Genomic DNA, 19,880 nt, shown 5'->3' with positions numbered 1-19,880 from the left:
TCCGCCAAACTCAATCAACCGCTGCCTGCTGATTCTGCTGCCTGAACAGCTGTTGCCAATCCGTCTGTTCGCTCCATGCTTGCAGGCGCTCCATGGCTATGAGCAGCTGGTCTTTCTGGTATTCGGTATCCGGGGCGGCGCATTTCAGCGCCGTTTCCAACTGGTTGGCGACACTTCTCAATTCCGGTACACCGCAATATCGGGTCGCACCATGCAGTTTGTGTACGCACTCAAGCAATGCCTCCCGGTCTCCGCTTTCCCAGTGCTTCTGCACGCGGTTCAGGTCGGTGTGGATCTGTTCGATCAGCATACTGAACAATTCTTCCGCCAGGTCCGCCTTGCCGGCCGCTAACTGGATGCTTTCTGCGACACTGACGCAATCCGGCTGTTTCTTACGGGTGGATGGCCGCAGGGCCTGGCGGGTATCGCGAACCTCGGGCACCGGCAGGCGACCGCCGTCAACTCCGGCATCACAGTTGAAACCGGTGTAGTCGTAGATGATACTTCTCAACTGGTTGTTGCTGATGGGCTTGGCAAGGTAGCCGTCGAAGCCCTGGCGCAGCAGCCGGTCCTGTTCTTCGGAAAGCGCATGGGCGGTGAGCGCAATGACCGGTGTATGGTGGCCGTTTCCGTCCAGACCTCTCAGCCGTTCAGTGGTTTCCACGCCATCCATGCCCGGCATCTGTAAGTCCATGAACACCAGATCAAAAGGTTTCTGCCGGGCTTTGCTGAGAGCCTCAAAGCCGCTGCTGGCACCTTCGGCATCAATGCGGCAATCATTCAACAAGGTCAGGACCAGTTTCAGGTTGGCGTCATTGTCGTCTACAGCCAGCACCCGGGGCGCCCGGCCAGAGTACTGAGCCTTACTCTGTTCGGTCGACAGTTCCGGAAGGTGTTGTTGCTGGCTGCTTATGCCGTGTACCAGTAACAGCAGTTCTTCATAGAGAGAATCACGGCAGACCGGCTTGGTGAGGTGGCCGCTGGCCAAACCTGAGAGCGGTGTGTCGTGTGTTTCCAGCGTTGGGGTCAGCAGTAATGTACGGCAATCCCGATCGAGCTCCAGTGTTCTGACCAGCGAGCAGTACTGGCTTGAATTCAGTAGATGACGGCTGATCCCTAGAATGGCAACGGCGTAGCCGGACTGCTGGCTCTGGGCTTCCTCGACCTGCTCCTGCATGGCGCCCGGCGCCGCAACCCGGTCCACCGTCATGCCCCACTCCCGTAGCATGTGCTCTACCGCAAGACCGGTGGTCTTCTGTTGCTCCAGGTAGATAACCCGCTCTCCGCGCAGAGCATCCTTCGGTGAGTTGGCCTCCCCTGTCGAGGATAGTTCCGAGGTGAGGGTAAACCAGAATGTGGAACCCTTTCCCAGCTCGCTTTCCAGGCCGATCTTGCCGCCCATTTCCTCAACCAGACGTTTGGAAATGGCGAGGCCAAGCCCGGTGCCACCGTATTGGCGGGCAGTGGAAGCATCGGCCTGGCTGAAGGCATTGAACAGGGATTGTTGCTGCGCCCTGGAAAGCCCGACGCCGGAGTCGGTGATGCTCAACCGGAGCGTGATCCGGTTGCTCTCCTTGTCTTCCTCTTCAAGGCTGGCGCGCAAAACCACCTCGCCGGTCTGGGTGAACTTTATCGCGTTGTTCACCAGGTTGGTGATTACCTGTTTTACCCTGAGTGGATCCCCCATGATGTTGTCCGGCACGTCGTTGTATACCAGCGGAACCAGGTCGAGGTTTTTGCTATGGGCCGCCGGCGCCAGCATAACCATAACTTCCTCGACAATGTCCCGGAGCTGGAACGGGATACGGTCCAGAATCAGTTTGCCCGCCTCGATTTTGGAGAAATCAAGAATGTCGTTGATGATGGTCAGCAATATTTCCGATGACTTGCGGATGGTACTCAGGTGGTCCCGCTGCTGACGGGGCAGAGGACTTTTCAGCAGAAGTTCGGTAAACCCGATAATACCGTTCAGTGGAGTGCGGATTTCATGGGACATGTTGGCCAGGAATTCAGACTTGATGCGGCTGGCTTCCAGTGCTTCCTTGCGGGCGAGATCCAGTTCAATATTCTGGATCTCGATGGTTTCCAGTGTTTCCCGCAGGTCTTCCGTTGCCTGGTCAATGTTCTGCTGCATCTCGGCCTGGGCCTTGCTCAGTTCGCCGGCCATGGCGTTGAGTCCGGACTCCAGCTGCTCGAACTCCGGGCCGGCGCCGGTGTAGACTCGGGTGTCGAGCTTTCCTTCCTTAAGCCTGGCTACCGCCTCGTTGAGTTCGAACACAGGGTCGGTAAAGGCACGGCTCAGGCGCATGGCAATAGCCAGGCTCAGGATAACCCCGCCCAGCACCAGCAGCAGTGAAATCAACAGCGCCTTATAGGTTTCCTTCTCAGTGCGAACATGGGACATTTCCACGGTGACCCAGCCGATTGGCTCCTTGCCGTTGGCGACACCCTGGCGGGCGTCCGGATCCAGCATGTTTTCAATCATCAGGTCCTGCAGGTAAACCGGAGTGACAAACACGGTGCTGTCCGGCCGACTGATCCGTTTTGCTTCCTCCCCGTTCAGGGCTTGTGTTTCGACGTCATCCGAGCTGCCGGGACCGGTGTGGAGAAGCCGATTGTGCTCACTGTCAAAGAAGGTAATGGAGCGCACGTCCTGCTCTTCCAGTAGCGCATTGGAAAGGCTGCTCAGCAGGCTTCGGTTGGCAGTGAACAGGCCATATTCCGACCCGGCGGAAAGCTGGCGGGAGAGGGACTCCCCTCGGTCCTGTAGCAGGTTCTCAATATTGTTGACCCAGCTGTAGGTAAAGAAAAGCCCCAGCATCAGTGTGGTCAGAAGGGTGGGGACGAGTGTCACCACAAGTACTTTTTTGCGTATGCCCCAGCGCCGCATAGTGAGTTCCCGATTGACTTCGCCGACCGAATTCCCGGCATTCTTCCCTGTCAGAATAGATGATTCCACGTCTTCTGGCCGTGATGGCACTCCCGGATATAGCCCCAAGTCATGGATATAGCAAGAAGCTGTATTGGGAGACAGCGTATATTCCGCGTATCATGCGAATCCGGAGTGTACCACAGGCTTGTGTTGTCGGCGCCAATGGCTGGCAACGGGTCCCGGAAGAATTGAAGAAGGTTACATACATGCATTTCCCGACCATAGAAGATTATGTAGGGCACACACCCCTCGTCCGTCTGCAGCGGCTTCCGGGTGAGACCAGCAACGTTATCCTGGCCAAGCTGGAAGGCAACAATCCGGCGGGCTCTGTGAAGGACCGTCCGGCTATCAGCATGATCCAGGAAGCGGAGCGCCGGGGCGAGATCAAGCCGGGAGACACCCTGATTGAAGCAACCAGTGGCAATACCGGTATAGCCCTGGCCATGGCGGCTGCCATCAAGGGCTATCGTATGATTCTGATCATGCCTGAAAATGCGAGCGAAGAGCGTCGGGCGTCCATGCGGGCCTACGGTGCCGAGATCCTCAGTGTCAGTAAAGAAGGTGGGATGGAATCCGCTCGTGATCTGGCGCAGCAGATGGAGGCGCAAGGCAGGGGCAAGGTGCTGGACCAGTTTGCCAACCCGGACAATCCGTTGGCGCATTACCGCACGACAGGCCCCGAAATCTGGGAACAGACCCGGGGCAGGATTACGCACTTTGTCAGCTCCATGGGCACCACCGGCACCATTATGGGGGTCTCCAGATACTTGAAGGAACGCAATCCGCGGGTTCAGATCGTGGGTTTGCAGCCAAAGGAGGGGGCATCCATACCCGGTATTCGTCGCTGGCCAGAGCCCTACCTGCCGAAGATCTACGATGCCTCCCGCGTCGATACCGTACTGGATATCGGTCAACAGGAAGCCGAGGACACCATGCGCGCACTGGCCAGCGAAGAGGGGATCTTCTGCGGTGTTTCCTCTGGTGGCTCCATTGCTGCAGCACTGAAACTGTCTGCGCAGGTTGAAAACGCGGTGATCGTGGCCATTATCTGTGACCGGGGTGACCGCTACCTGTCCACCGGTGTTTTCCCCGGCGCCTGAATTTATCAAGACCAGACCTCAGCAAGAGATGTCCTATGAGCAGAAGACGCAGGAAAGCCCTGCCAACCGAACCGGTGCGTTGTGTGATTGAAAACCTGAGTCACGACGGCCGGGGGATAGCCCGCGATAATGGCAAGGCCCAGTTCGTGGATGGCGCTCTGCCCGGCGAAACCGTGATGGCCAGATTCATCAGTTCGCGCAGCAAGTTTGATGAGTTGCGGGCTGTGGAAGTGCTCGAAGCTGACGCCGCCCGTATCACGCCGCCCTGTGATTTTGCCGATCTCTGCGGCGGGTGCAGTCTTCAGCACATGGCTGGCGATGCCCAGATCCGGTTCAAGGAAGATACCCTGCGGGAGCATTTTGCCCATTTCGGGGGCATTGAGCCGGAGGAGTGGGTCGCTCCCATGCGCTCTCCCGCGTTGGGCTATCGCCGCAAGGCCAGACTGGGGGTGAAGTATGTCCCCGCTCGGGAGTCAGTGCTGGTAGGGTTCCGTGAAAAACGCAACAGCTTCCTGACCGATATTGATCGCTGCGTGGTCCTTGATCCGCGCATTGGCGAGCGAATAACCCCGCTGCGGGAAATGCTCCATGGCCTGGATGCCCATCGGCGCATTCCCCAGGTCGAGGTGGCCTGTGGCGACCAGGAAGCCGCGATGGTGTTCCGCAATATGGATCCCCTGAGCGAATCCGACACGGCGGCGCTGATCCGCTTTGGTCAGGCCCACGACTTGCATATCTACCTGCAGCCAAAAGGGCCGGATACGGTTCACAGGATCTGGCCCGAGTCGGGTGAAGAGAGACTGTCCTATCACATGGAAGAGTTTGACCTGACCATGAAGTTTCATCCCATGGACTTTACCCAGGTCAATGCAGGTATCAATCGCACCATGGTACACAGAGCCGTGGAGTGGCTGGACGTGCGGCCTGAGGAGCGAGTGTTGGACCTGTTCTGCGGGCTGGGCAACTTCACCCTGCCATTGGCGCGTCGTGCCGCACAGGTTGTCGGTGTTGAGGGAGATGATGCCATGGTGGTTCGCGGTCGTGAAAATGCGGAACTCAACGGGTTATCGAATGTCGCATTCCACGGCGCCGACCTGCAGGCGGATTTCACCGCGCAACCCTGGGCAGCCGAGGGTTTCGACAAGATCCTGATAGATCCCCCGCGTTCCGGAGCCCAGGAGGTCTGTGAGTACCTGACAGCTTTCGGGGCAAAGCGGATTGTTTACGTATCCTGCAACCCGGCCACATTGGCCAGGGACGCCGGGGTTATGGTGCGTAATGGTTACCGTTTGGTGAGGTCCGGCGTTATGGACATGTTCCCCCACACCACGCACGTTGAGTCCATGGCCATGTTCGAACGCGTGGATAACTGATGAATCTCGGTACCGGTCACGGACGGCCGGGTAAGCGACCAGGAAGAACAAGAGCGATATGGTAAAAGTTCGCGAAGACTATGCAGTGACGGGTGACGGCCAGGTTGATATTGACCGCTGGGTCCGTCAGATCGAGTCACAGACGCATCTTGAGAATCCCGAACAGTTCCGGCGGGCCTGCGAAAAGGCTGCCGCCATTGATTTTCAGGCTGTACGTGAAGACAGGATCTGGGCGCCGGGCGCCAGTAGTTTCCGTACCGGTATAGAAATGGCCCAGGTGCTGGTGGAGCTGCATCTCGACCAGAGCAGTCTGGTTGCGGCGATTCTTTACCGGGCCGTGCGTGAAGAGCGTATTCCTCTGGAGGAAATCCGCAAGGAGTTCGGCGACGAAGTGGCCGGGTTGATCGATGGCGTGCAGCAGATGGCTGCGATTTCGTCCATCCACCATCCCCTCAAAGGCAATGTGCTCGGCCAGACCGAGGGCCAGCTCGACAACGTTCGCAAGATGCTGGTCACCATGATCGATGATGTTCGGGTGGCGCTCATCAAACTCGCAGAGCGAACCTGCGCCATCCGTGCGGTCAAGAATGCATCGGAAGAGAAGCGCATGCGCGTGGCCCGTGAGGTCTTTGATATCTATGCGCCTCTTGCACATCGCCTGGGAATTGGTCACATCAAGTGGGAGCTGGAAGACCTCTCTTTCCGTTACCTGCATGAGTCAGCCTATAAAAAGATAGCCAAGCTGCTTGATGAGAAAAGGCTGGATCGTGAAAGCTACATCAAGCGCGTGATTACAACGGTCAAGGAAGAGCTGCGAGAGTCTGGAATAGAAGGCGAACTCTCGGGGCGAGCCAAGCACATCTACAGTATCTGGCGAAAAATGCGGCGCAAGGGCATCGATTTTTCCCAGGTCTACGATGTTCGTGCGGTCCGTATCCTGGTGCCGGAGGTGCGCGACTGTTACGCCGCGCTGGGTATTGTGCACACGCTCTGGCGCCACATTCCCAACGAGTTCGACGACTATATCGCCAACCCCAAGGAAAACGGGTATCAGTCCCTCCACACTGCCGTGATCGGCCCGGAAGGCAAGGTGATGGAGGTGCAGATCCGCACCCATGCCATGCACGAAGAAGCCGAGCTGGGAGTGTGTGCCCACTGGTTGTATAAGGGCACGGACAAAGGCAATCGCTCCGTGGGGTATGATGCCAAGATCAACTGGCTGCGGCAGGTTCTTGAATGGCAGGAAGAACTGGGCGATCTGTCCGGGCTGGCGGACCACCTCAAGTCTGATGTCGCCTCTGACCGTGTCTATGTGTTTACACCCGAGGGCCACGTAGTCGACCTGCCGCAGGGCGCAACACCTGTGGATTTCGCCTATCGGGTCCACACCGAGATCGGCCATGCCTGCCGTGGCGCCAAGGTCAACAGCCGGATCGTGCCGCTGACCTATCCGCTGAAAACCGGTGACCAGATCTCCATTCTTACCTCCAACAACCAGGCGCCGAGTCGGGACTGGCTGAACCCCAGCCTGGGCTATATCCAGACATCGCGGGCTCGGGCCAAGGTGACCCACTGGTTCAAGCAACAGGATCGTGACCGCAATATCGTTGACGGCCGTGCCATCCTGGAGGACGAATTCAAGCGGTTGTCACTTTACGACGTGGACCTTAACGACCTGGCACGCAAGGTAAATTACCATGGCTCCGAGGACATGTTTGCCGCCGTGGGTGCCGGCGACCTTCGTCCGACACACGTCGCCAACGTCGCCCAGCAGATGCTGGAGCCGAAATCCGAACAGCTGGACCTGAAGCTCAGCACCCAGCGGCGCAAGCCCTACGATACGGAATCGGATATCCAGATCCTCGGTGTCGGCAAGCTGAAGACCCAGGTGGCAAAGTGCTGCAAGCCACTGCCTGGTGATCCGATCGGTGGCTACATCACCGTTGGCCGGGGTGTCACCGTCCATCGACAGGACTGCCTGACGTTTCTGAACCTCAAGGAATTCGAGCCCAACCGAATCATCGAGGTGAGCTGGGGCGGACAGCCTGTGGCCGTTTATCCGGTGGATGTGGAAATTGAAGCCTACGACCGTTCCGGCTTGTTGCGGGATATCACCCAGGTGCTTTCGTCATCGAAAAGCGACGTCCTTTCGCTTAACACCATGTCCAACAAGGACGAGAACACTGCCACCATGACGGTGACGGTGGAGATATCCAGCCTCGATCAGCTGGCCCGGTTGCTGGCCCAGATCCGTAACCTGCCCAATATCATAGACGTCAGGCGCAAGCGCTCATGAGCTATACCATTGATGACCTGAAGAACCTGATGGCGCGACTGAGGGACCCGGAGTCCGGCTGTCCGTGGGATACCCGCCAGACTTTCAGAACCATCGTGCCTTACACTCTGGAAGAAGCCTACGAGGTTGCCGACGCCATAGACCGGGAAGACTATCCCCACCTGGAAGATGAGCTCGGCGATCTGTTATTCCAGGTGATTTTCTATAGTCAGATGGGGGAAGAGCAGAGCCACTTCGATTTCGACTCGGTGGTGGACAATCTTGTGCGTAAACTGGTCCGGCGACATCCCCATGTATTCCCGGATGGCACCCTGGAAAGTCGCATCGACCCGAACAACCGCCCCGGTGAGGCCGAGATCAAAGCCAACTGGGGGCGAATCAAGGCGGAAGAACGCGCGGCGAAGCCGGAAAGACCGTCAGACGCCGCCTCCGAGAGCAGGCTGGACGGCATTGCGCGAACACTCCCCGCGATGGTGCGCGCTGAGAAACTTCAGCGCAGGGCAGCCAATCATGGCTTTGACTGGCCGGATATTGAGCCGGTATTCGACAAGCTCCATGAAGAGATCGATGAGCTGAAGGAAGCCTGGTATGACGCGTGTTCAGGGGCAGGGCCGGTAGCAGCCATCGAGGACGAGCTGGGAGACCTGCTGTTTGTCTGTGTTAACCTGGCACGCTTTATGAGGGTCAATCCCGAGCAGGCACTCAATGGTACCAACCATAAGTTTGAGTCGCGGTTCCGGGCTATTGAGGCATACCTCGCACGCGAAGGCCGCGATCTGGACGGCGAATCGCTGGAGGCCCTGGATGCCATCTGGCAAACCGTCAAAGGAGTTGAAAAACAGCGGAAAAAGTAACGGATAAGTACAATCCGTTACCAATATATCCGCCCCCGGTGCGGTTGCTTCGTCTACACTTTCGGTTACGGGAGCACATCATCCGTGCGCCTCGTGGGCCACTAAGAAGATGCAGGAGTGAAGGCACCATGAAAATTAAAGATCTGGTCAATTACTGGGACAAGCATGCACGTGGTCGACTGACCCGGGATGCGTATTTTGCTGCGCTCTCTGACCAGCATCACAAGCGACTGGAGAAACTGGCCGCTTTATATCCGATGAAATCCTCCCAGGATCTTATGCGGGACCTCATCTCAGCGGCGCTTGACGAACTGGAAACCAGTTTTCCGTATGTTCAGGGCTCGAAGGTTGTCGCCTTCGACGAGGACGGCTTTGAGATTTACGAAGACAAAGGCATGACGCCGCGTTTCATCAGTCTGAGCCAGAAACATATCCAGCGGCTCAAGGCGCGTCAGCTCGAATCGGTTGCCTGATCAGGCAAGCTGCCTGATTACGATAGACCTGTAGAAAACGACGGGGTGGTCCGACCACCCCGCAGTGCGACACTCCCGCGTTATTTATCCTTGCCTTCCAGCTTGTCCTTCAACGGGCTCAGCCTGACCAGATCGTCCAGGGCGGCGGCAATCATGTCATTCAGAATGTCGCTTTCCGAACGGTCAGGGTAAAGTTCTGCCAGCGCTGCTATGCGGGCAGCATCTTCCAGCGGCAAACGCAGATTGTAATCGTGGCTCCGCTCGACGGGCTCCTTTTCGCTTTCCCAGTGTTTGGGCAGATCGGTTACTTTCATGAATACTCCTTGCGACCACAGACTTTAATCGTTAGACAGGCTTTAATTGTAAATAGTATCGTTACTTTACTTCGCCGCCGTCAATGCAAAAGGACGTCAATGTGACCGAGCTACACCCCGAACTCCGAGAAAACGTTCGCATGCTGGGTGAGTTGCTGGGACAGAGTATCCAGCGCCAACCTGGCCAGGAGTGTTATGAACTGATTGAAGAGGTGCGCGCGGCCGCCAAGGCCGACCGTCGCCAGGAAAGCGGTTCCGGGCAGCGCCTGGTCAACCTGCTGGGCAAACTCAGAGATGATGAGCTTTTACCAGTGACACGTGCGTTCAACCAGTTTCTGAATCTGGCCAACCTGGCCGAGCAGTACCATGGCATACGCCGCAAGCGCGGCCACCAGTCGGACCTGATGGTGGAATCCCTCGGCGAGGTATTCAGTCGCCTCAAGAGTGGCGGTGTCAGCCCGGAAGAACTACACCGGCGGGTTGCTGACCTGCGTATCGAATACGTGCTCACTGCGCACCCGACCGAGGTGGCGCGTCGCACCCTGATCATGAAATACGATGAAATGTCAGACTGTCTGGCACGTCTGGATCATGACGACCTTTTGCCCGCGGAGCGCGATGAAGTCGTGGACCGGCTGGGGCAGTTGGTCACCGAAGCCTGGCATACCGATGAAATACGCCATGAACGACCCACTGCAGTAGACGAAGCAAAGTGGGGGTTTGCGGTTATCGAAAACAGCCTGTGGCAGGCCCTGCCGCGTTTCCTGAGGAGTCTTGACCTGTCGCTGTCCGATGCCACTGGCAAGGGACTTCCGCTGGATGCATCGCCAATCCGTATTGCGTCCTGGATGGGTGGCGATCGCGACGGCAACCCCAATGTCACCCATGAAGTCACCCGCAAGGTATTCCTGCTGGGCCGCTGGATGGCCGCCGATCTTTATCTGCGGGATATCCAGGCCTTGCGAGCCGAGCTATCCATGTGGCAGGCCAGTGACGAGCTGCGTGCGGTCACCGGGGAGTCCCGCGAGCCCTATCGTATGGTGCTGGCGGGACTGCGGGAAAGGCTGATCAAGACCCGGGACTGGGCAGAAGCCAGCGTGGCCGGCGAGCCGGCGGACACCACGGATATTCTGTTTGCCAACGAGGATTTTACGGGTCCATTGGAGCTGTGTTACCGCTCTCTTGTGGATTGTGGTCTGGAGACCATTGCCAACGGGCCCTTGCTGGACACCATTCGCCGGGCTCACACCTTTGGCCTGCCACTGATTCGCCTGGATATCCGCCAGGAAGCCTCCCGTCACGCTGGAGCGGTTGCTGAAATGGTGGAATACCTGGGGATGGGTGACTATCTGTCCTGGTCCGAACAGGAACGTCAGGATTTCCTGGTGCGGGAGCTCAAGGGCCGTCGCCCGCTGGTGCCCAGAAACTGGCAGCCATCCGAGGAAGTCAGGGAAGTGCTGGCCACCTGTGAGGTGGTGGCGCAACAGACACCGGAGGCGTTGGGGTCCTACGTGATCTCCATGGCCAGCAAACCCTCGGACGTACTCAACGTCATCCTCCTGTTGCGTGAAGCAGGCATGGAAAACCCGATGCGTGTTGTGCCGCTGTTCGAGACTCTCGACGACCTGCGGGGCGCGCCAGACAGCATGGCGGCGCTCTACAATGTGGACTGGTATCGGGATTACTGCGAGGGTCGCCAGGAAGTGATGATCGGCTACTCCGACTCCTCCAAGGATGCCGGCCAGATGATGGCAGCCTGGGCCCAGTACCAGGCCCAGGAACAGTTGACGGAAGTCGCCGGCAAGCACGGCATTCATCTGACGCTGTTCCATGGCCGTGGCGGCACAGTCGGCCGTGGCGGTGGCCCGGCCAACCGGGCGATTCTGTCCCAGCCTCCGGGCTCGGTTAACGGCAGTTTCCGGATTACCGAGCAAGGCGAGATGATACGCTTCAAGTTCGGTTTGCCCCGGCTGGCGGAACAGAGCCTGACGCTCTATACCACCGCGGTGGTGGAAGCGACACTGGCTCCGCCTCGCGGGCCGGAGCCGGAGTGGCGTGAGGTTATGGACTGGCTGACGGAGCGATCCCTGAAAGCCTACCGCGACGTGGTCCGGGACAACCCGGATTTCGTGCCCTATTTCCGCCAGGTCACTCCCGAGCAGGCCCTCGGCAAACTTGCCCTGGGCAGCCGCCCCGCACGTCGCAAACCCGGCGGTGGCGTGGAAAGCCTGCGGGCCATTCCCTGGATATTCGCCTGGACCCAGATGCGCCTGATGCTGCCAAGCTGGCTGGGCAGCGACGTGGCCCTGGCGGAAGCCTTCCGTAATGACCGTGTGCCGGTGTTGCGGGAAATGATGCAGAAGTGGCCGTTCTTTAAAACCTATGTGGATATGCTGGAGATGGTGCTGGCAAAATCCGACCTGCGGATTGCCAGCTACTACGAGCAGACACTGGTAGACGATCCGAAGCTGCTGGCACTGGGCAAAGACCTGCGGGAACGCCTGCAGGGCTGCATACGACACTTGCTGGAACTGAAAGAGCAGGACACACTCCTGGAACAGGAACCTGTCTTTGCCCATTCCATGCGTGTACGTAATCCGTATACTGATCCGCTACACTATCTACAGGCCGAACTGTTGAAGCGCGACCGTGAGGGTGAAGGCAAGGGCGAAGTGCCGGATATGGTAGAACGCGCCCTGAAGGTCACCATGGCGGGCATCTCGGCGGGTATGCGCAATACTGGCTAATCTGGCCCCCGAAGTTTGACGTCGCGTGGGGTGAAGGGGGACAGGACTGTCTTTGGCCATGGATGGCCAAAGTCAAGCGCACAGGGACGTGCTTGTAGCGTGTCCTGTCCCCCTTCACCCCATGCGACTGCCCCCGAGGCCCGAGGCCCGAGGCCCGAGGGCTAGGGTAGTTCACCAGGCAACAAAAAAACAGGAGTAACGCCGTGGCGTTAGCGGCAAGACTGGAAGGTTTTCTGAATCGCAAGGGCATCGCCTATCGTGAGCTGGCGATTGATCAGGTGCTTAACTTCGATGCCGCCGTTATGGCGTCCGGGCGACCTCAGGATGAGTTTATCCGCGCTACACCGTTGATCGATATCAATGGCGTTATCATGGCGGTACACGGTTATAACACCAGTCTGGACATGGATCTGGTTCACAAGCTGACAGGAAGGCGGCTGCAGCCGCTGACCGCACGCCAGTCGGCGCGCCTGTTTGCGGACTGTGATCCGGGTTTTCAGCCGCCAGTGGGTGCTGCTTACGACATACCTGTATTGGTCGACCAGGACGTTCTGGGATACTCACGTACCTTGATGTGCTGTGGTACCGACAACACTCTGCTGGAACTCGATCGCACGTCATTGGCCAGGGCATTGGCCGATGCGACATCGGGGCATCTGGTGATCCGTGGCCAGAATAACGGGGAACGGGATGCGCTGACGCTGGAAGAAGTCGCCGACAAGCTTCAGAAACTCTATCGCCTGCCGCCCATGCCTGCACTGGCCCTGCGCATCCTGAGGCTGACCGCCAACACCGAAGCAACTGCCCGGGAACTGGCTGACCTGATCGAGTTTGATCCCAGTCTGACGGCCCAGATCATGCGCTATGCCCGATCCGCTCTTTTCAATTATCCCGGCCAGATCAATTCCGTCCAGGAAGCGGTTACCCGTGTTCTTGGCTTTGATCGCGTTGCTCATATTGCCCTGGGCATCGCCTCGGTGCGCGCTTTCGAGGTGCCCCGTCAGGGGATGCTGGGTATGGATCAGTTCTGGCGGCATTCCCTGTATTGCGCGTTTCTGTGTCAGCGCATGGCGCCCAAGTGCAACGCCGACAAGGGCCTGGCCTACCTTTGCGGACTGCTGCACAACTTCGGCCTGTTGCTGATCGGGCATCTGTTCCCACAGGAGTTTGACGAGCTCAATACCCTTCGCGAAGCTAACCCGGAGGCCAGCTTGCACTCACTGGAACAGCAGGTGTTCGGTGCCGACGACAACCAGCAGATGCTGGCGGTGGGTCATGGTGCCATTGGCGGCATCCTGCACAGGTTGTGGGAGCTGCCGGATCCGGTCGTCAAGGCTGCCGGTATGCACCAACACCTGGGCTACCATGGCGAGCATGAAAACTACGTACTTATGGTTCAGCTGGCCAACGGTCTGCTCAAGGAGAAGGGGATCGGGGACGAGTTCAACCCGGATGACCTGGAGGCTCTGGCAGCGCCCCTGGGCCTCACCGAGGGCGATATCACGATTCTCAGTGAGGAGATTGATACGGTTTCCGGAGATCTGGACGCATTGGCGCTTTCCCTGTCATCCTGACGCCCGCGCGCTTGCGGACGACAACCTGATGTAACCTTTTGGTGCATGCTACGGAGGTCCACTTTCTCTGAAGTGGTTGAATTCGTATAATGCGCGTTCTTCGGCATGGCACGCCCAGCGCCGTTGCCAGAGAGGCTGTCGCAAAGCCACAGGGTTTTGCCACAGCTTTTCAAATGATAATGACTACAACGGGAGCACAGCGTTATGAGAATCATCATGTTAGGCGCGCCAGGCGCGGGCAAGGGGACTCAGGCCCAGTTTATAACCGAGCGGTTTGGTATTCCCCAGATTTCCACCGGTGACATGCTGCGGGCCGCCGTTAAGGCTGAGTCTGAGCTTGGCAAACAGGTCAAGGAAGTCATGGCCTCTGGTGGCCTGGTGTCCGATGACATCATCATTGCGCTGATTGAAGAGCGGGTTAAACAGCCCGACTGCAAGAATGGTTTTCTGCTGGACGGCTTTCCCCGCACCATCCCCCAGGCCGAGGCACTGAAAAACCAGGGCATCGATATCGACTATGTTGTCGAGATTGCCGTCGACGACGAGGAGATCGTGAGCCGGTTGTCCGGCCGTCGCGTGCATGAGGGCAGCGGTCGCATCTATCACGTGAAATATGATCCCCCCAAAGTCGAAGGCAAGGATGACGAAACCGGTGAGGCCCTTGTTCAGCGTGAGGATGACAAGGAAGAAACCGTCCGCAAGCGCCTGAGAATCTACCACGAGCAGACCGCGCCGCTGGTTAACTACTATCAGGACTGGGCGAAGAAAGATCCGGAAGCCGCTCCGAAATACGTTCGCGTGGAAGGCGTGGGCAGCCTGGATGATATCCGCGATCAGATCCTTACCCAGTTGAAATAACCGCGTGAAACTACTGGCACTGGATACGTCATCGGAGGGCTGCTCGGCAGCCCTGCTGGTGGACGGCAGGGTGACGGAGCGCTTTGAGCTTGCACCACGGGGGCATACGCGCCTTCTCATGCCCATGGTCCGGGAGCTCCTGGCAGAGCAGAACCTGGTGCCAGCTGACCTGGACACGCTTGCGTTTGCCTGTGGCCCCGGGTCTTTCACCGGCCTTCGTATTGCAACCGGTGTAGTCCAGGGCCTGGCCTATGGCATTGAAGTGCCCGTTGTGCCGGTATCCTCACTGGCGGCTGTTGCAGCCGATGCCATAGAGCGGTTTTCTCTGTCAGAAAATGATGGCATTGCCGTAGCCTTTGATGCCCGCATGGGAGAAACCTACTGGGCCTGCTATGCATGCAGGGCTGGCCAGCCGGAGCTGATCGGTGAGGAGCAGGTGTGTGCGCCAGAGTCAGTTGCGCTGGCTTCCGGCATTCCGCGCTGGTTTGGCGTTGGCCAGGGGTGGCGGTTGCGAGAGCATTTTCCGGCTATGGTCACGGACGCCATGCAAGAGATTGATGACTCCCTGGTTCCCAGGGCTTCCTGGGTGGCTGAAATTGCCGCCCTTGCCTTTCGTGACGGTGCCGGCGTGCCCGCCGCACTGGCGCAGCCAGTCTATATTCGTGATGAAGTTGCCTGGAAGAAGCTTCCCGGCCGCTGATAACCTCCTTGCTACCACCCGGAAACACCGCCCATGGAACTGTGGCACATTATCGTATTGGCCGTCATACAGGGGTTGACGGAATTTCTTCCGATCAGCAGTTCTGCTCACCTGATCCTTCCTTCTCAGGTACTTGGCTGGCCAGACCAGGGCCTGGCGTTTGATGTAGCCGTGCATGTGGGCACTCTCGCTGCTGTGGTCTGGTATTTCCGCAAGGAGGTCGTCAGGCTCACTGCTGCCTGGGCGAATGATACGGCACGTGGCCGGGTAGGGCAGGACAGCGGGCTCGCCTGGGCAGTCATCGCAGGTACCATTCCGGCTGGCCTGGCCGGTCTTTTGCTCAATGACTTTATCGAGTCGTCGCTGCGCTCGGGCCTGGTTATTGCCGCCTCAACCATCGGCTTTGGACTGGTGCTCTGGTGGTCGGATGCAGTAGGACGCAGAGCCCGCGAGTTGCCATCACTGACCATGAAAGATGCAGTGATTATCGGCCTGGCCCAGGCGCTGGCGCTGATTCCGGGCACTTCCCGCTCGGGTATAACCATAACGGCTGCGCTTTTCCTGGGCTTTGGCCGGGAGGCAGCGGCGCGTTTCTCATTCCTGCTCTCTATTCCGCTGATTCTGGCTGCCGGCCTGCTCAAAACACTGGAACTGCTGGAGCAGGGTGGGGCAACCGACTGGGCCGCGATCGCACTGGGGGCGGCGCTGTCTTTTGTCAGTGCGGTGATCTGTATCCACCTGTTCCTGAAATTTCTGGAGCGGCTTGGTCTGATGCCGTTCGTTATTTACCGAATGATACTTGGTGCTCTGCTGATTGTGATGCTCTGGTAGGGTGAAAAGTGAACAGCCAGCTTTTAAAACGCCTTTAAATCTTCCATAATTCCCATTCAGTCGTAACGAACGCCGGTGTGCCCGACATGATTGGTGGTGTTAATCCAAACAGTGGTCTTCCCTTCCAGTCCGGCAATAACAGCCCGGTGCGGGAGCGCAGTGACGTGGCTCGCGCACCCGCCACGTCACCGGATAACAACAGTGATGCGGTACGCCGGGACCTGTCCGACCCTCGCTCCCGCAATGCCGAAGAGCGCCCCATCCCCTCAGCGGAATCCCTTGAGCGGCGAATTGAGGCGCGTCAGGCTGCAGAAGATGTCAGGCTGGAACGTTTTCGCGCCGATGAAATTCCTCTGAACACGTCACGGGCCTTGTCCACTTTTGCCGACGTGGCTGCACGGGGCGATGCCTCCGATAATGTCCTGGCCGGCATTGATATTCTCGTTTGATGTCTTCTCCAGATAGTTCTACTGAACTCGCCGTGGCCTGCAGCCCTCTGGGAGACAGTCTTGCCGCTCGATCACTGGCAGAAGAGCTGGCCCTGCCTTTTCTCGGTACAGTCCGTCCCCGCGATATCCGGGATTATCCGGTGCTTCTGTATTCCGATGAGCACGGACTTGGCCTGCAGGTGACAGGCAAGGGAGCTCCAGGCCCGGTCAGGGCTGAGTTCGTGACGGGGAAGGCAGGTTATCGCAGGGACCATGGGGGCGGAACAGGTCAGTTGATCGCAAAGGCGGTAGGTCTTAAAAAGGCCCGGCAACCGCTACATGTTCTGGACGCCACCGCCGGCCTTGGGCAGGATGCGTTTGTTCTGGCCTCTCTTGGTTGCCGGGTCACTCTTTTTGAGCGCTCACCGATCATACATGCGCTGCTCAGCGATGGCCTTGCCAGAGCCGCACTGAATGAGCAGAGTGCGTCGCTGGTCGCCCGTATGGCATTGCAGCCGGGCAACAGTATCGACTGGCTGCAGAAAGCGGCACAGATTGCTGAAGCAGACACCGCGGACGTTATTTACCTGGACCCGATGTTCCCTCACCGCGACAAGTCGGCCCTGGTAAAAAAAGAAATGCAGGTGTTCCGCACAGTGGTGGGGGATGACGATGACTCGGCGGAGCTGCTGGCAGCGGCTTTGCAGGTGGCAACCTATAGAGTAGTGGTCAAGCGTCCGCGCAAGGCAGAGCCGGTCGGTGGGCCGGAGCCCACCACACGTGTCGAGGGTAAAAGCAGCCGCTACGATGTCTATTCGATCAAGGCGCTGCCATCAGGCTAAGTGCAGCAGACTGGCGTGCATGCGCTCAGGCTCCGAGCATGGTCACCTGTTGGATCGCCTGGCGTTTTTCCACGCTCAGGACCAACCGTGCATCTTCAGCCACTTCATCCAGCCCTTCGCTGTAGCACAACAGCCCATTTTCATCGGTGGTGATGACGCCGTTGTGTTGCATATTGGCGATAAAGTTACGGAATAGGGTCTTGTCAAAGAACTCCGGTGCATTCAGGCCAAACAGGATGGACATTCGCTCAGCCAGCAGGGTGCTCTGTTCCTCCAGCTCGCTGGCAGTGATCTTGCCTGAACCGTATTTGCGCAGGATGCCAATGACAATGTGATAACGCTCCAGGGTCTGGATAATGAATCGTGACAGTATCCGCAACCGGAGCATGGCGTCGGTGCCCTCCTCGGGGCGGCTGATTCTGTTGTCTTCCTCTTCAAAAAGCAGTCCCCTGGATATCAGTACATCAATCCATTGGCTGATGACGCCACCAATTTCATCCGGATGATATTTCAGGAACAGTTCGGATTTCAGGTAAGGGTAAGCCACCCCGGCGAGGAACTCGATCTTGTCTCTGCCAAGCGACTGCTTGTTTTCGAACAGACTGGCAATCAGCGACGGCAACGCAAAAAGGTGTTGAATATTGTTGCGGTAGTAGGTCATCAGGATGGCGTTGCTGCCTTCCAGGGCAATGATGTCGCCGAGCTTCTGGGGCTGGCGCGTGACCAGACCCATGTTTTCACAGTAGGCCACCCAGTCACGGCCGTTGCCTTCCGGTAGTGTGATGGTCTCGGCGTAAGGGAATGCCGCCAGCAGGTCGGCGTACTGGTCCATCAGGCGGATCAGCTGACCTTCATCCATTGCCAGACGCTCGGTGCCCAACAACGCCATGGCGGTCATGCCGATGGGGTTGACTGCCACCGAAGCGTTGATGTGAGAGGCAACACGAGTTGCCAGCTCCGAGACCGCCTCATTGAGCCACTTTGGCCGGTATTCGGAGTTGTAGGCCTCTTCACGCCAGCTGGGCTCGACTTCGTCCAGTACATCGGCCAGGGGGATGGCTTCACCAAAGTTCACCGCCACTTTGCCGAAGGAATTGTTCAGCTTGCGCACGGTCTTGGCCAGGGCAAATACGCTTTCCTTCTGTTTTTTCTTACCCCTCAGCTCACCGAGGTAGGAACGGCCTTCCATCACCTTCTCGTAACCAATGTAAACCGGAACAAAAACGATAGGCTTGCGGTGGTCCCGCAGAAAGCTACGCACGGTCATGGACAGCATGCCTGGCCGCGGTTGCAGCATTCTTCCGGTACGGCTGCGCCCGCCCTCCACAAAGTATTCAACGGAATAGCCCCTGGAGAACATGACGTGCATGTACTCGTTGAACACGGTTGCGTAAAGCGGATTGTCGCGGAAGCTCCGGCGCATGAAAAAAGCACCGCCGCGGCGCAGGATGGGGCCGACAATGGGCATGTTCAGGTTGATCCCCGCAGCAATATGCGGAGGCATAAGGCCATTCTTATAGAGCACATAGGAAAGCAGCAGGTAATCGATATGGGAGCGGTGGCAGGGAACATAGACCACGGCATTGTCCTGGGCCACCTCCTTGGCCACCTCGATGTTGTTGATGGCAATGCCGTTATAGATACGGTTCCACAGCCGGGACAGCACAACTTCAAGAACGCGGATGGTGACAACAGACATGTTTGCGGCGATTTCGTCCGCGTACTTGTAAGCCTTGGCGCGAACCTTTTCGGGAGGGATGTCGTCCTTGCGAGCGGCTTCCCGAATGGCTTCCTTGACCGCCTGGGTACGAATCAGTCCGCCAACCAGCGTACGACGGTGGGAAAGGTCCGGCCCGAGAACGGCCTGGCGTACACGGCGGAAGTGGGTACGGAGAATGCGGGCCAGCTTGCGGTTGGCCCGTTCTTCACTGTGACGATATTCATCAATGACCTGTTTGAGGGACAGGGGCTGGTTAAACTGCACATAAGTGCTGCGCCCGTGAACCAGGATAATCAGGAACTTCTGCAACCGGCCGGCGACGGACCAGGTGTCCGATAGCACCAGCTTGACCAGGGACTTCTCCTTGTCTGGGGAGCGCCCCCAGAACAATGATACCGGAACAATCTGTACATCCTGTTCCGGATGTTCCAGGCCATGACGAACCAGCGCACGGAATTCGCTTGTGGGAACGGGCGTCCGGCGACGCTGGAACAGGCCGCCGATCCTGCGGTACAGGAAGAAAAAAGAATGGTTTGGCCCATTTTTGACCGGAAGTGAAGATTCGGCACCGGGCAGGCCGGCACTCAGTACTTCCTGTTCCAGCACCAGACGGCTGGAGAGCGAGCTGTATTGCAGCACATAACAAACCGGTTTATCCGGATCCAGTCCCAGGGCATCGGAGCTGTTACCGCTTACATCCGTCCGGACCCACAAAAACAGGATTTTTCGAAAAAGGGTCAGGATCAGGCTGCGAAGGCCCAGGAAAAAACGCATAAATGGTCGCTCCGGTTCACAGAAAGAGGCGCTAAGTTTACTTGGTTGCGCACGGTGTCGAAAG

Annotated in this window: 15 protein-coding genes; 12 read left to right on the top strand and 3 right to left on the bottom strand. The window is 58.1% G+C overall.

The window, feature by feature from the left end; translation table 11 throughout:
- Window positions 1-10: 10 nt before the first annotated feature.
- The gene (locus tag QPM17_RS05375; protein WP_285389766.1) at window positions 11-2,890 is read right to left on the bottom strand and encodes an ATP-binding protein; all 2,880 of its coding nucleotides are present in this window, start codon (window positions 2,888-2,890) and stop codon (window positions 11-13) included.
- Between the two features lie 248 nt (window positions 2,891-3,138).
- On the opposite strand from QPM17_RS05375, the gene cysM reads away from it, so the two are divergent.
- The 5 genes from cysM to QPM17_RS05350 all read left to right on the top strand — a co-directional run bounded on the left by cysM (window position 3,139) and on the right by QPM17_RS05350 (window position 9,028).
- Entirely contained in the window at window positions 3,139-4,032 is an 894-nt protein-coding gene (gene cysM, locus QPM17_RS05370) for a cysteine synthase CysM (RefSeq protein WP_285389414.1), read from the top strand.
- 35 nt (window positions 4,033-4,067) lie between these two features.
- Window positions 4,068-5,405, top strand: coding sequence for a 23S rRNA (uracil(1939)-C(5))-methyltransferase RlmD (rlmD, locus tag QPM17_RS05365; RefSeq protein ID WP_285389413.1), 1,338 nt, complete (start codon window positions 4,068-4,070; stop codon window positions 5,403-5,405).
- 58 nt (window positions 5,406-5,463) lie between these two features.
- Window positions 5,464-7,701 (top strand): GTP diphosphokinase, encoded by a 2,238-nt coding sequence (relA, locus tag QPM17_RS05360; protein ID WP_285389412.1) that lies wholly within the window; start codon window positions 5,464-5,466, stop codon window positions 7,699-7,701.
- Window positions 7,698-8,555: a nucleoside triphosphate pyrophosphohydrolase gene (gene mazG / locus QPM17_RS05355; protein ID WP_285389410.1), complete on the top strand. Its 858-nt coding sequence runs from the start codon at window positions 7,698-7,700 to the stop codon at window positions 8,553-8,555. The genes relA and mazG overlap by 4 nt, the downstream gene beginning before the upstream one ends.
- 128 nt (window positions 8,556-8,683) lie before the next feature.
- Window positions 8,684-9,028, top strand: a complete 345-nt coding sequence (locus tag QPM17_RS05350; RefSeq protein ID WP_285389408.1) for a pilin assembly protein — start codon at window positions 8,684-8,686, stop codon at window positions 9,026-9,028.
- Window positions 9,029-9,108: 80 nt separating this feature from the next.
- Here QPM17_RS05350 and QPM17_RS05345 read toward each other — a convergent pair whose 3' ends face one another.
- Window positions 9,109-9,342: a hypothetical protein gene (locus tag QPM17_RS05345; protein WP_285389406.1), complete on the bottom strand. Its 234-nt coding sequence runs from the start codon at window positions 9,340-9,342 to the stop codon at window positions 9,109-9,111.
- A 101-nt stretch (window positions 9,343-9,443) separates the two neighbouring features.
- Here QPM17_RS05345 and ppc point away from each other — a divergent pair, with 101 nt between their 5' ends.
- From ppc to QPM17_RS05310, 7 genes are all read left to right on the top strand, one after another.
- The gene (ppc, locus tag QPM17_RS05340; RefSeq protein WP_285389404.1) at window positions 9,444-12,089 is read left to right on the top strand and encodes a phosphoenolpyruvate carboxylase; all 2,646 of its coding nucleotides are present in this window, start codon (window positions 9,444-9,446) and stop codon (window positions 12,087-12,089) included.
- Window positions 12,090-12,292: 203 nt separating this feature from the next.
- Window positions 12,293-13,663, top strand: coding sequence for an HDOD domain-containing protein (locus QPM17_RS05335; protein WP_285389403.1), 1,371 nt, complete (start codon window positions 12,293-12,295; stop codon window positions 13,661-13,663).
- Between the two features lie 204 nt (window positions 13,664-13,867).
- A complete protein-coding gene (gene adk, locus QPM17_RS05330; protein ID WP_285389401.1) occupies window positions 13,868-14,521 on the top strand; it encodes an adenylate kinase in 654 nt (217 codons plus the stop codon).
- 4 nt (window positions 14,522-14,525) lie between these two features.
- Window positions 14,526-15,221 (top strand): tRNA (adenosine(37)-N6)-threonylcarbamoyltransferase complex dimerization subunit type 1 TsaB, encoded by a 696-nt coding sequence (gene tsaB, locus QPM17_RS05325; RefSeq protein ID WP_285389399.1) that lies wholly within the window; start codon window positions 14,526-14,528, stop codon window positions 15,219-15,221.
- A gap of 33 nt (window positions 15,222-15,254) precedes the next feature.
- Window positions 15,255-16,052: an undecaprenyl-diphosphate phosphatase gene (locus QPM17_RS05320; protein WP_285389397.1), complete on the top strand. Its 798-nt coding sequence runs from the start codon at window positions 15,255-15,257 to the stop codon at window positions 16,050-16,052.
- Between the two features lie 86 nt (window positions 16,053-16,138).
- Entirely contained in the window at window positions 16,139-16,501 is a 363-nt protein-coding gene (locus tag QPM17_RS05315) for a UDP pyrophosphate phosphatase (protein ID WP_285389765.1), read from the top strand.
- Window positions 16,501-17,322, top strand: coding sequence for a class I SAM-dependent methyltransferase (locus QPM17_RS05310; protein WP_285389396.1), 822 nt, complete (start codon window positions 16,501-16,503; stop codon window positions 17,320-17,322). The genes QPM17_RS05315 and QPM17_RS05310 overlap by 1 nt, the downstream gene beginning before the upstream one ends.
- A gap of 25 nt (window positions 17,323-17,347) precedes the next feature.
- Here the strand turns inward: QPM17_RS05310 and plsB are convergent, their stop codons facing one another.
- Window positions 17,348-19,816: a glycerol-3-phosphate 1-O-acyltransferase PlsB gene (gene plsB, locus QPM17_RS05305; RefSeq protein ID WP_285389394.1), complete on the bottom strand. Its 2,469-nt coding sequence runs from the start codon at window positions 19,814-19,816 to the stop codon at window positions 17,348-17,350.
- Window positions 19,817-19,880: the final 64 nt, after the last annotated feature.

The sequence above is a fragment of the Marinobacter azerbaijanicus genome, from assembly GCF_030250645.1.
GTDB lineage: Bacteria > Pseudomonadota > Gammaproteobacteria > Pseudomonadales > Oleiphilaceae > Marinobacter > Marinobacter azerbaijanicus.
Note: the sequence above shows the minus strand (reverse complement) of the source record. Positions and strands in the feature narration are given on the sequence as shown.